Source organism: Actinoplanes sp. HUAS TT8 (assembly GCF_051380535.1).
In the GTDB taxonomy this organism is placed as follows: Bacteria; Actinomycetota; Actinomycetes; order Mycobacteriales; family Micromonosporaceae; genus Actinoplanes.
Genome location: NZ_CP195646.1, coordinates 5,323,694 through 5,336,797, shown reverse-complemented (window position 1 = coordinate 5,336,797; position 13,104 = coordinate 5,323,694). Strand labels below are relative to the sequence as shown.

Here is a 13,104-nt window from a genome sequence, read left to right as displayed (position 1 = left end):
CCGGGACCGGTCACGCCAGTTATCGGACGGCCGGAGCCCGATCTGAGCAGACCGGTCGCGGCAAGCAGATGCCACGGTGGGAAACCCGGAGATCGACACCTTGATACGGTTCGATGTCGCCCGGCGGGGGTCCGGGCGATGACGGGGGAGCAAGAATGAGGCGGATCTCCGCGTGGAGCATCATCCCGATCCTGGTGGCCGCGCTCGTCGGCGTCGCCCCGGCGGCCCGGGCGGCCCCGGCCGCGATCACCGAGCCGTACGTCTTCACGTCGGCCGACGTCGGGTTCAGCGACGGCAGCGACACCGAGGGGCGCCCGGCGCGGATCGCGGCGATGGACGACTACCTGGGCGACAAGAAGCCGATCGTCCGGCTCGACCTGCAATGGGATCAGGTCCAGCCGACCCGGGACAGTGCGCTGAACTGGCAGAAGCTGGACCAGAACATCGACGCCGCCTACGCGCTCGGCGTACGCGTGCTGCTGATCCTCGACTACACGCCGACCTGGGCCAACGGCGGCAAGGAACCGAACTGGCTGCCGACCGACGATGACACCTGGAAGACGATCGTCCGGCAGACGGTGGCCCACTTCGGCCCCAAGGTGCAGGCGTACGAGATCTGGAACGAGCCGAACTTCGCACGGTTCGCCAGCTACGGCGACAACAGCACCACCGCCCGGATGCAGCGCTACTGGGAACTGGTCGAGGCCGCCTACACCGAGATCGACACCGCCTGCCCGGGCTGTGTCGTGCTGGCCGGCGGCTCGGGCGGCGGTGACGCCTACGAGAAGGACGGCGTCATCTACAACGACAACGAGGCCAGCGACTGGCTCGACTACGGGTACCGCATCGGCAAGGCCAAGTACATGGACGCCGTCGCCTACCACCCGTACCCGGACTGGACCGGCGGTCACATCCCGTCGTACGCGCAGGACCCCTGCCACGGCACGGTCAACTGGTACCGCTACTGGTCCGGGTTCGGACCGGACGACCCGCTCTGCGGCGGCCTGGCCGCCCTGCGCGACGTGATGGTCCGCAACGGCGACGCCGACAAGAAGATCTGGGGCACCGAGTTCGGGTTCCCGAGCCAGGGCTCCCGGCAGCCGCAGACCGTCGAACGGGTCCGCGACGCCCTGGAGGAGGGCGTACGGATGTGGCGGTCCCGGCCGTACACCGGTCCGCTGTTCATCTACTCCTTCCAGGACACCGCGGCCGACCACGAACTGTGCGTGGCCAACCCGGCCGACGGCGAGTGCCACTTCGGTCTGCGCGACAGCAACGGCCAGCCGAAGGAGCCGATGTACAGCGACCTGCGCGACGTGCTCAACGGCGAGAACTGGCTGCCGACGCTCGCACCGGGCCGCTCCCTGTTCCGCGGCGCGGCACTGAAGTCGGCCAACGGTCAGTACTCCCTGTGGATGCAGGCCGACGGCAACCTGGTCCTGTACGACCTGCGCGGTGCCACCCCGAAAGCGGTGTGGGTGCAGGGCAGCCAGAAGGCGTACCGGCTCACCGACCAGCAGGACGGCAACCTGGTCCTCTACGACTACGCCGACCGGCCGCTGTGGGCCACCGGCAGCCAGGGCCGGGGCACCTCGACACTGCGGCTGGGCGACGACGGCGCACTGGTGCTGCAGCCGGCCGGTCAGAGCGAGCCGAGCTGGAACTCCGGCGACCTGTTCGCCAGCGGGGTGGAGGAATTCCAGGCGGGCAACACCTGGACCAACTCCGTCTCCACCACGGCACCCGGCGGCGGCCTGCGCAACGTCGGCGGCATCACCGGCACGCTGACCGGCCCGGAACTGTTCAACGGGACCAGCCCGACCGGGGCCCACTCCGGCGGACAGGTACTGATGTACTCCGGCAAGGACAACAGCACGACCTCCTCGTACGCCTACACCAGGGTCTTCGGCTTCGGTGACATGACGGTCACCTCGACCACCCGGCTGTCGTACTGGATCTACCCGCAGAGCGGCACGACCAGCTGGGGGCTGGCCACCGGCACCAACAGCTCCTGCGTCGCGGTCGACCTGACCCTGGTCGATCCGGTCACCGGCGCCCGCACCAACCTGCGGGACTCCGGCGCCAAGGACCAGCGGGGCAACCGGGCCCACCCGGCGTACCAGTGCGGCAAGCTGACTCTCGACGCGTGGAACCTGGTCACCGTTGCGCTCGGCGGGGTCGCCAACGGGAAGAAGATCGCGCAGCTGGACATCGGGTACGACCAGCCGGCCGCGACCGGCGGTTACCGCGGCTACGTGGACGACATCCGCATCAGTCGCTGATCCACAGCGGCGCGAGCGGCACGCCTCGGCGTGCCGCTCGCGCCGGCCGTAGGGGCCACTGCGGCGTTATCCGTCTATTTTTCGGTGTAAACCTTTTCGTCGACATAAAATTTAGCCCTGTGAACGCCGTGAAGAAGATCGTCGGGTCATCCTGCCTCGCCGCATCGACGCTGTCCGCAGTGTTTTCCGTGGCCATTCCGGCGGGAGCCGTGGCGCGAACGGAAAAATATGTCAGGGGATCGATCTCCAACCAGACTGATTGCACCTTGGTGCTGATGAACCAGCGCATCGACGGGCCGGGCCGTTGGGCGTCGTCACCGCCTTCGTATATCGAGCCATATGGCTCGGTGGCGGCGTCGGCGGCCGGCCCCGGCGGTCAATCTTTCGACGCTTTTATGGACTACAAAGCCTCGTGCAGTCGAGACGGGAACGGTATTTTCCTCACCCTGGGTATCGGCTTGAACGAGCAGGGATATGAGGGGGCGACGGTGTCCGCACCCGGCCCTTTCAGCTGTTCCGATGCTGACCTTCCCAGCTCGGCCGGGGACCCGATTGCCGCATTTACGCTGCGCAAATGCTCGTAATCGCACGCCGCCGCCCTGCCGTCGGCCGAGTCGGGCGAAGCCGCTGACATACTGTCCGCATGGTGGGCGACCCGGGCGAGGACGAGATCAAGGGCTCCCGGGTGTTGGAGTCGCTTCTCGCGGCTCTCGCCCGATGGCCGGATGTCGGGCGCCAACCCCGCGTCGGCATCGAGCGATGGAACACGTTCACCGCGCACGAGGTGAAGGCCTACCACGACGTGGGCATCTCCGCCATCCAGGCTGCGGCCGGCTGGCGGTCGGTGAGCGACCAGGTCCGCGAACTCGGCCTGCTGGGGTTCGAGCCGGCCGTTCCGACTTTGATCGGCCTGTGGGAGGAGTGCCCCGTCCAGCCGGTCGCGGTTGCCGCCGCCCACGCGCTGTTCGCGATCGGGACCGCCGAGGCCCGCGAGGTCCTGCGGCGCGGGATCCACGACCAGGACCACCTCGGCCGGTTCATGGCCCTGAAGGTCATGTTCTCCGACGACGGAACGGCCTGGGACAACGCCGGCCACCTGTTCTCCGGCGAATGCCTGGCGACCGCGGCCGGGTTGACGGCCGCGGCCGAGGCTCTCGCTCTCCTGTCGCCGCGATCGTTCTCCCGGTCCGGCCCGGAATGGTATTCCGACGAGCTGCGCGATCTGGTGTCGCAGGACCACCGCTGGCTCGACCTGTGTGTCGCCCTTCGCGACCACGAGGTCCTGGGCCGGTCGGCCCGCCAGGTGCTCAGGTATGCCGATCCCGCCGTCACCGGCCCGGCGCTGGATGCCGCCGGCGCCCGGCGGGCGGCGCAGGCGACAACGCCGGCCGCGCGGCCCCTGCGACCGGGGGATCTCGTGGCCCGCTATCAGGACGGGGACCACCGAGGGGTGTGGCGTGACCTCGGGGCGGTCGCTCACCTCGACGAGCGGTGGCGCGCGGAGGCCGAGCAGGTGGCCGCGCTGACCATGGAGCGTGTCCGGCGCAACGCCGCGAGCCTCACCGCTGCTCTGCGGGCCCGCGGCTGGCCGGTCAGCGCGGAGCAGGCGCTGCCCGGGCCCACCGCGGATGTCGAGGACCGGCTACGGCAGCTGGAACAGATCACGGGATCGGCGGTGCCGCCGGCGCCGGCCGCCTTCTGGCGCATCGTCGGCACGATCGACCTCGTGCCGCGTGACACCTGGGAGGCCCCGTTCCCGCCCGGCGTGCCCGAACAGCTGACGGTCGCCGACCCGCTGGAGATCATCGACCTGGGCACGGGCTGGTCCTCGGTCGAGCAGTGGCAGCGGGGATCGGCGAAACTGCATCCCGAGATCGCCGGACCGCTGGCGATCATCATCGCCGCCGACTACCTGCACAAGGCCGACATCAGCGGCGGCGCCCCCTACTCGGTCTGGCTGCCCCACGCCGGCGCGGACCCGCTCGTCCGCGAGGAGGAGCACGGTCTGACCTTCACCGACTACCTGCGCAGCGCCTTCGCCGGGAAAGGGTTCCTGCGGCTCGACCGGCAGGACGAATGGGTCGCCCACGGCGTCACCCGCGATCAGCTGGCCGAGCTGACCGGGTGGCTGGACAGTGTCGAATACGAGCACCTGGACTTCTGACCCGGGTGACGCCCGGCGGTGGTCACGGTCGGGTGACCACCACCGGGCGGCGCTGAGCTACGGCTTCCTGGCCCCGGACCGGACGAAGACCGGCATGGTGTCCAGCGTCGTGGTGACGGCGGCGCTGGTCCCGCCGGCGTACCGCTTGCCGGTGAAGTAGTCCGTCCAGCTGTTGCCGGGCGGGAACCACACCGTCGTCGTCGCGGTCGCGCCCGGCGTGGTCACCGGGGCCACCAGCAGGTCCGGCCCGTACAGGTACTGGCTGCCGGCGCTCGCGTAGGCCTCCTGCTCACCGGGGTACGCGAGATACATCGCCCGCACGATCGGGGTGCCGGTGCGGGTGGCTTCCTTGGCCGCCGCGTACGTATAGGGCTGCAGTTTCTTGCGCAGGTTGAGGAACTTCTTCGCGGACGCGTTCGCCGCCGGACCGTACTGCCACGGCAGCCGGTCGCTGTGGTTGGAGTGCAGCCGGTCGATCGGCTGGAACGTGCCCATCTGCACCCAGCGCGCGTACAGATCGTCGGGCAGTTTGGTGCTGCCCGGCTCGCTGCCCGGTTCCTGCAGCCCGCCGGTATGCCCGCCGATGTCGTGGCTGATCGCGGCCAGCCCGGTCGCCGCCGATTCGCCCGGCGTGTAGCCGACCTCGAAGCGCAGCGTCTCCCAGTTCGAGGTGGTGTCCCCGGTGAAGTGCAGCGTGGTCCGCTTGTCGGCCCACGGCCCGGACGGCACCGGCCCCGGGTTGCCGTAGCCGCCGGCCTGCAACGACCCGTAGGCCCGGGAGAACGCGAACCCGGTCTTGTCGGCGTACGCCTGGTTGATCCGGGCGTCCACCCCGCGGGAGGCGTCGCAGCACCAGTCCAGCCACCAGAAGTCGACGCCGGTCGCACCCATCTGGTCGTGCAGCCAGAAGTACGCCTTGAGCTGGTCGGCGTCGTCGAAGTCGAAGACGTAACAGTCGGCGCCCCCGTTGCAGCCGGTGCGCTGCAGTTTGCCCTTGGCGATCAGCTGCGCCTGCGCGAACTTCGGATCCGAGCCGAGGATGCTCGGGTGGATGTTCAGGCCGGTGTGCACCCCCTGTTTGCGCAGGAAGGTCGCGAACGCGGTCCAGTCCGGGAATCGGCTCGGGTCGATCGACCAGCCGTTCCATCGGTCCGGCGACTTGAAGTCGGTGTCCACGACCAGCGAGTCCAGTGGCACGCCTTCGCTCTTGAAGCGCGACACCAGAGATTCAAATTCCGCGGAGGTACGGTCGTAATACTCCGAGTACCAGACGCCGTAGGCCCAGTTCGGCAGCAATTTTGTCGGGCCGGTCAGCGTGGACAGCTCCCGCAGCGCCCGGCGATAGTCCTGACCGTAGGCGAAGACGTACCCGTCCTGCCCGGTGTTCGAGTCGTCGACCAGCGACCAGCCGTCCTGGAACAGCAGCCCGGCGTAGGTCCGCGCCCCGCCGTTGACGCCGTCCAGCCCGCGCCGGTACCCGCCGAGCGGCGCGTGCGCGGCCAGCAGCGGCGCCTTCTTCGCGGTGACCGCGACGGTGTCCACGTTGACGTTGCAACTCTGGTCGCTCGGACAGCCGAGGCTCACCGTGTTGTCCCCGGCTTTCAGACCGACGAGCACCGATTGCGTACGCCAGTAGTCCCACCCGCTGGTCGGCGGCAGGGTGGCCGTGACCGCCGGGTCACCGTTGGCGGCCACGGTCATCGTCCGGCTCTGCACCGGTTGGCTGCCGGCCTGCCCGTTGGCGTAGCGCACCTGCACCTGGTACGTGCCTGCGGCCGGCACCCCGGTCACGGTCAGCGCGACGCCGGCGCCGGTGCGTTCGAGGCCGGCCACGAAGCCCTCACCGGAGTAGCCGTTGTGGTCGTCGGCCAGTTTGGCGCCGCCGGTCCGGGCACCGGTGTCGGCCTCGCACACCGTGCCGAACGCGCACGGCTGCGGGGCCGGCGTCACCGGACCGGGATACGCGGCGCCCGGCGCGAGCACGGCCAGGCTGTCCACGTTGATGTTGCCGGTGTCGCTCGCGGTCCGGACCAGGGCGATCCGGTGCCGACCGGTGGTCAGGGTCAGCGGCACGGAGGCCAGGGCCCAGGTGTCCCAGCTGCCGGTCGGGGGCAAGCTCAGCGTGCCGGCGGCGACCCCGTCGACCGTGACGGTCAGCGTGCGGGTCACGTTCTGGCCGTCACCGCCGGTGCTGTTGGCGTACCGGACGCTGAGCTGCTGGGCGCCCGCGGCCGCCGGGGTGACGGCGAAGGTGAGCGCGGCATTCGTGCCCTCGAAGCCGGCGACGAAGCCCGAACCGGTGTAGTCGCGGTGGTCGGTGGCCGTGCTCAGGCCGGTCAGGGCCAGGGTTTCGGCTTCGCACAGGGCGCCGGGACCGCAGTCGGGCGCGCCCGTTCCGGCCCACGGGGTGGCGGTGACGAGCTGCCGGCCGGTCCTCGTCCGTACCGTCAAATTGTCTTTGTCGAACGGACCGGAACCGATCCGGTAGCGAAGAGTGGCCGCACCGGTGTCGATGGTCAGCCAGCCGTGCGCGGTCCGCTGCGTGAAGCGTGTCGGCGTGAAGTCGTCGCGACCGATCACGGTGAACGTGCCGGCGTCAGTGAACCGGCCGTCGGCCGAGTACTCGGTGCGGATCAGGGTCGGCGAGAGGACCTGGAAGCGGGCGTTGCCGGAGACGACGCTCCGGGGGTGCTTCGCGTGGGCTCGGGCGGGCGAGGACGGGATCAGCGCGAGGCTGCCCGTCACCAGGATCAGGGAGGTCGCCGCAGCGACCTTCCCACGGACAAGGTCGCGCAACAGGAAACCCCCATCGGTGGCGATGAGATCTATCCCTGACAACGCTGTCACCGGCCGGTAACAAATGTCAATGGATCAAACAAACACCGGCCGCTGTCCCCGGTGGACGGTCGGGGGCAGCGGCCGGTGCCGGGTCAGTTGTTACCGGCGGAGTTGCACTTCACGGACTGGTCGATGCAGTTGCGGACCCGGGCGGCCTGCGCGGCGGGCTGCCAGGCGTTCATGAAGTCGCCGTGCATCGACGACGCCATCCCCGAGGCCAGGGCGAAACCGGCGGCGCTGCCGTGCACGGGATAGTCGATGACGAACGACAGCGACGGGATCGCCACCGGGAACTTCCCGCTGGCACAGGTGCCGTCCGGGCCGGTCGGTCCGACGTGGTCCTTGTGGTTGGGGCTGTCCAGGTGCACGCCGTCCCAGCAGTCCGGGAAGACGAGCTGATAGGTCAGGTTGGCGGTCTGCGCGCAGATCGGCCAGTTCCCGTCGGCGCTGCGGCCGATCTCGCCACCCGGCCCGGCGCACCAGAACTGGTTGCCGCTGCTGGGCACCTGCAGCTTGGCGTCACCGGCGATCATCCGGAATCCGGGCGGGAACGGCTGGGTCCGGCTCGGGTCCTTCAACCGCGAGCCGTAGTAGACGGTGACCCCGGCCGGGTCGATCACCGTGCCGTTCTGCAGCAGCGACGGGATCCAGTAGGCGGACAGGTCCTCGGCCGGGGTACAGGTGGTCGCCGAGTGCCCGAGCAGGGACTGGTTGGTCGAGTTCGCGTTGGTGCTGGTGTTGCCGAGGAACGTGTGCGCGTGCGACGCGCCGGCCATGCCGGGGAAGACGATCGGGTCGTCGTTGAGGTGATGGCTGACCGTGCAACCGGCGTTGAACTCCGGCACCCGCACCACGTTTCCGGTGATCGGCCGCGGGGTGAGCGCGAAGAACGCGGCCGTGTCGGCCGCCTGCTGCACCGGGTCCACCGTGGGCCACCCCGGGCCGGAGGTTCCGGTGGGGGTCGGGCTGGCCGGGTTGGACGGTGTCGTGGTGCCGGCCGCGGTGACCGAGAACCAGTTGAGGTTGACGAAGTTGTCCGCCTGCGCGCTGGCCATGGTGAGGAAGACGGTCTGCGCGCCGGTCGGGTGCGTGTTCGCCACCGCGGACGTGGTCACCCAGGTCTGCCAGCCGCCGGTCCGGGTGACCGGGATGCTGGCCAGCACGGTTCCGGTCGCCGACCCGGTACGAACCTGGATAGTGCCGGTGGTGCCGCTGTCGGAGGCCAGGCGCGCGCCGACCGTGATCGCCCCGGCCGCGCCGAGGTCCACGTTGTCGTAGCGCAGCCAGTCACCGTTGGCCAGGTAGGCGACGTTCTGCCCGCCGCCGGTGTCGATGGTCGCCTCGACCTGCGCGCCCGATTGGGCGGCGTACGCCTCGGCCTGCACGGTCACCGGGGTCGCGGCCGAGGCGGAGGTGCCGACGACGCCGACGGCCACCAGGGCGCCGGTCAGCGCGGCCGCGAGTACGGCGCGCCTTTTGTGGGGGAGATCCATGAAGCTGCTCCTCAGGGGGACGGGGAGGTGTCGGAGCTGTTACGGAGTTGAGCGTGAAAGCGCTCTCTTGGCCGTCACTGTGAACGTCCCGTTAATGGCTGTCAATGGCTCCGATCGCCCCGGGAACCGCTCGCGGGAATCCGCGCCGCGCACATCCGCGCAGGTCAGAGCCTTGGTAATCTTTCTCGTGGGCGGCCGGCCGAGCCCACGGTTCCGGAACCGTGGGCCCTATTTCGGCGTGGAAAGCAGCGGCTTGCCGTAGGCGTCGACCAGTAGCCGCCCGCCCAGTGATCGGTCGATCTGCACCGGCAGAAGGTAGAAGTTCGCGCCGGACTCGACGGTCGCCGTCGGGCAGGGCGCCTCGCATCCGGTGAAGACGTCGACGGCGAGCAGGCCGGAGAGGACCTTGCCGAACCGGACGCCGGTGGGCGGCGTGTCGGCCCGCACCCCCAGCACCACCCAGGTGCCGGTCCTGCCGGCCAGGGCCTGCGCCACGTACGCCGGTGGTCCGGCCGCGTCGACCTCCCGGTACAGGACGATCTTCACCGGCCGGCTCGACTTCGGCGCCGCCGTCACCACGGGCGGCGTGATGACCGTGGCCTGGTCGACGCCGAACGCCGCCTTCAGCTCCGCGGCGGAGTCACCGGTGGCCGTGGCCGCCGGTGGCCGGGTGGTGGCCGCGGGCCGGGCACCGTCGTCGTCCCCGGTGGACATCCCGACGGCCACCCACACCAGCAGGCCGATCATCGCGATGTTGCCGAGCCGGGTCAGCAGGTACACCGCGTCGCTCGGCTCGTTCGCCTCCGGATTCCGGTAGCGCCAGGCGAACAGCGTCCGCCACTGCGATCGCGGCGAGATCGCGCCCCACAGCAGCAGCGCGACGACCGGAACCAGAACCACGAGTAGGCCGTCCACGGCCGACGATGCTATCCACATCCGTCAACCTTTCGGGGTCGGTCGTGCGGCCGTGGACACGCTCGGTGGCCGCTGGTACTAACGTGATGTGTTGAGGGCCATCGAATGGGCTGTACTGGGAATCGGCAGCGCGTCCGCCATCGTTCACGGGGTCCGCCGCCATCGCCCGGCCCGGACCGAACCGTGGCTGCTGCTGGCCGGCGCCATCGTCGCGAGCACCGCCGGCGACGTGCTGACCGCGCTGAACCGGCCCGACGTGGCCAACTTCTGCTTCTACGCCATGTTCGCGCTGGTCACCTGCTGTCTGCTGCAGCTGACCCGGGTCGGTGCGATCCTCGTCGACCGGGCCCGGCTCATCGACCTGCTCGCCCTGACCTGCTCGGCGCTGCTGGTGATCTGGGTCTGTGTCATCGGCGACGCCGGCCGGATCGGGCAGGTCTCCGGGGCGTACGTCATCGGAGCCCTGCTGCTGCTCGCGGTCGTCGTCCGGGTGCTGGTCGTCGTCGGCCGCAACGTCTCGGCCGCGCTGCTGGTCGTCGGCGCGGTGGGCGTGCTGGTCAGCGACATCGTGCAGCCGCTGTGGCCGGGCCGGTGGAGCGAGTCCGGGTTCGCGGTGCTCTACCTGGCCTGGGGTGCCGCCGCCCTGCACCCGTCGATGGTGCGGCTCACCGAGCCGGCGACGCCCCGTCCCCGCCCGTGGCGCCCGCACTGGGCCGCGCTGCTGGGCATCTCGGTCGCCACCCCGCCGGTCGTGCTGATGATCGAGGCGGTCAGCGGCACGGTCGCCGACGGTGTGGTGATCGCCGTGACCGGTGGCCTCACCCTCCTGCTGACCATCACTCGGCTGGCCGACTCGGTGGCCCTGAACGGGCAGGCCCTGATGCGGGAGCGCGGCCTGCGCCAGGCCAGTGCCGCGCTGGTCGCCGCCGCCGACACCGCGGCCGTGGACCAGGCCGTCCGGGCCGCGATCATCGAGCTCATGCCCCCGGATGCCCTGCGCAGCACCGACTTCGCCACCGACGACCGCGGGCTCACCCCGGAGGCGGTGCCCGGCCTCGGTGCCGGCCCACCATCGCGCAGCTGGTGGATCGAGGACAGCGACGACGACTACGCCACGCTGGTCTGCCCGCTCTGGCTGGAACCGCTGGCCGTCGCCCGGCCCAGCGGCGGCGCCCTGATCCTGGCCGGCCGCCGCAAGGCTCTGGCCGCCACCCGCGACGCCCTCGAAGTGCTGGCCGGTCAGGCCGCGCTCGCCCTGGACCGCATCTTCCTGGTCGAGGCGGTCGGCCGCCGCGACAGCGACCTGTATCTGCGGGCCGTGATCCGCAGCAGCGCCGACATCATGGTGGTGATCGACGAGGACCAGCGCATCCGATACGCCAGCCCGTCGCTGCGCGCACTGCTCGGCACCGATGACCTGCCGCCGCTGGCCACCCTCGCCGACCTGGTGCACCCCGACGACCACCACCAGCTGCGCCAGGCCGTGCGCGGCGCGGGCGACGGCGTGGTGTTCTGCTCGCTGGTGCGGGCCGACGAGAGCCAGGTGCTGGTCGAGGCCACCTACCGCGACCTGCGCGAGGACCGCCTGGTCCAGGGCTTCGTCGTGACCATGCGGCATTTCCCCCAGGGCCATGAGCCGAACGAGCGGCTGCGCCATGGCGACCACCTGGACGACCTACCGGCTCGGATGAACCGGCGCAGCTCCCGGCACAAGTTCCGCTACTGACTGCCTTTGACCGGCCCGTGGCCTCATAGCATGGCGGTCATGGGTCGAGACTGGTTTGCCGACGCCGTCCTGTACGAGATCTACCCGCAGTCGTTCGCCGACTCCGACGGCGACGGCATCGGCGATCTCCGAGGGGTCATCGCGCGTCTGGACCACATCGCGTCGCTCGGCGTGAACGTGATCTGGTTCAACCCGTGCTTCGCCTCACCGTTCGTGGACGCCGGCTACGACGTTGCGGACTACTGCCTGATCGCTCCCCGCTACGGCACCAACGACGACATGATCGAGCTGGTCACCAAGGCGAAGGAGCGCGGCATCCGGGTCATGCTCGACCTCGTCGCCGGGCACACCTCGATCGAGCACGCATGGTTCCAGCGGGAGCTGGCCGCCGACGGGCCGGACCCCGACGGCGACCGCTACATCTGGTGCGACGACCTGCCGGATCAGGTGTGGAGCCTGAGCACCCCGGGCACGCCGGCCTGGGTGCGATCGCCCGGCCGCCGCCCGGGCTACTACCTGAAGAACTTCTACGACGAGCAGCCGGCGCTCAACTTCGGCTGGGTGCGGCGGCCGGGCGACGACGCACCGTGGCGTGATCCGATCGACGCCCCCGGACCACTGCGGAACCGGCAGGCGCTCAAGGACATCATCGCCTTCTGGCTCGACCGGGGCGTCGCCGGTTTCCGGGTCGACATGGCGTTCTCGCTGGTCAAGGACGAGCAGGTGACCGAGGGTCTCGTGCTGACGGTGGCGCTGTGGCGCGAGATCCGGCAGTGGCTGGACGCCGAGTACCCGGACGCCGTCCTGATCCCCGAGGGCACCGAACCCCGCACGGGCGGACCGACCGCCTTCGACGCCGACTTCTTCCTGGTCATCCACGACGAGCACGGCAGCCTGTTCGACAACCACTACCCGGGCCGGCTGCCGTTCCACGAGGCCCGCGAACCGTTCTTCGACGCCGCCGGGGCGGGCAGCACCCGCGTCTTCCTCAACGCCTGGGACGCCGCCCACGCCGCGGATCCGCACCGGCTGGTCGTGATGTCGACCGCGGACCACGACTACGACCGGCTCTGCTGCGGGCCGCGCACCGCCGAGCAGCTCGGGGCGGCGCTGACCTTCCTGTTCACCTGGGGAAACGTGCCCTGCCTGTACTACGGCGACGAGATCGGCATGCCGTTCCGGCCCGGCCTGCCGAACGTGGAGGGCTCGGTGTGCCACCCGGCGTACAACCGGGCCGGCTGCCGAACCCCGATGCAGTGGGACGCCGGACCGAACGCCGGTTTCTCCACGGCCGAGACGTCCCGGCTCTACCTGCCGGTCGACCCGTCACCGGACCGGCCCACGGTGGCCGCGCAGGACAACGACCCGTCCTCGACGCTCACTATCGTCCGCGACCTGATCGCTCTGCGGCAGGCCACCCCGGCCCTGCGGACCCGGGCGTCGACCCGCGTGATCAACGAGGGCTATCCCTTCGCGTACGTCCGCGGGCAGTCCCATTTGGTCGTCGTCAACCCCCGCCGTGAACCGGCGACACTGACCGCGGCCGAGGCGGTCGGCGCCACCGCGCTGCTGGCGTCCGGCGTCTCGGCGACCGCCGACGGCCTGGTCGTGGCCGGCTTCGGATACGGCATCCTCGCCTGTTAGCGCGGCCCCGCTGTGTGCAGGGACAGCACTTGGGCGCGGTCA

General features: G+C 70.4%; 8 protein-coding genes. 5 read left to right on the top strand and 3 right to left on the bottom strand.

All coding sequences use genetic code 11. The features are described from left to right. Positions 1-155 precede the first annotated feature (155 nt). The 3 genes from ACSHV8_RS23810 (at position 156) to ACSHV8_RS23800 (ending at position 4,446) form a co-directional block, all read left to right on the top strand. Positions 156-2,282, top strand: coding sequence for a hypothetical protein (locus tag ACSHV8_RS23810; RefSeq protein ID WP_436535968.1), 2,127 nt, complete (start codon positions 156-158; stop codon positions 2,280-2,282). A 119-nt stretch (positions 2,283-2,401) separates the two neighbouring features. Next, positions 2,402-2,866: a hypothetical protein gene (locus ACSHV8_RS23805; protein WP_436535967.1), complete on the top strand. Its 465-nt coding sequence runs from the start codon at positions 2,402-2,404 to the stop codon at positions 2,864-2,866. A gap of 59 nt (positions 2,867-2,925) precedes the next feature. Continuing rightward, complete coding sequence (locus ACSHV8_RS23800) at positions 2,926-4,446, top strand: hypothetical protein (protein WP_436535966.1); 1,521 nt, start codon at positions 2,926-2,928, stop codon at positions 4,444-4,446. Between the two features lie 57 nt (positions 4,447-4,503). Here the strand turns inward: ACSHV8_RS23800 and ACSHV8_RS23795 are convergent, their stop codons facing one another. The 3 genes from ACSHV8_RS23795 to ACSHV8_RS23785 form a co-directional block, all read right to left on the bottom strand. Further along, positions 4,504-7,242, bottom strand: coding sequence for a TIM-barrel domain-containing protein (locus ACSHV8_RS23795; protein WP_436535965.1), 2,739 nt, complete (start codon positions 7,240-7,242; stop codon positions 4,504-4,506). A gap of 134 nt (positions 7,243-7,376) precedes the next feature. Continuing rightward, the gene (locus tag ACSHV8_RS23790; RefSeq protein WP_436535964.1) at positions 7,377-8,777 is read right to left on the bottom strand and encodes a DUF1996 domain-containing protein; all 1,401 of its coding nucleotides are present in this window, start codon (positions 8,775-8,777) and stop codon (positions 7,377-7,379) included. 228 nt (positions 8,778-9,005) lie between these two features. Continuing rightward, positions 9,006-9,692: a hypothetical protein gene (locus ACSHV8_RS23785; RefSeq protein ID WP_436535963.1), complete on the bottom strand. Its 687-nt coding sequence runs from the start codon at positions 9,690-9,692 to the stop codon at positions 9,006-9,008. 88 nt (positions 9,693-9,780) lie between these two features. Here ACSHV8_RS23785 and ACSHV8_RS23780 point away from each other — a divergent pair, with 88 nt between their 5' ends. Beyond that, positions 9,781-11,418: a PAS domain-containing protein gene (locus tag ACSHV8_RS23780; RefSeq protein WP_436535962.1), complete on the top strand. Its 1,638-nt coding sequence runs from the start codon at positions 9,781-9,783 to the stop codon at positions 11,416-11,418. Positions 11,419-11,457: 39 nt separating this feature from the next. Further along, complete coding sequence (locus tag ACSHV8_RS23775; protein ID WP_436535961.1) at positions 11,458-13,062, top strand: alpha-amylase family glycosyl hydrolase; 1,605 nt, start codon at positions 11,458-11,460, stop codon at positions 13,060-13,062. The last annotated feature ends 42 nt before the right edge of the window (positions 13,063-13,104 follow it).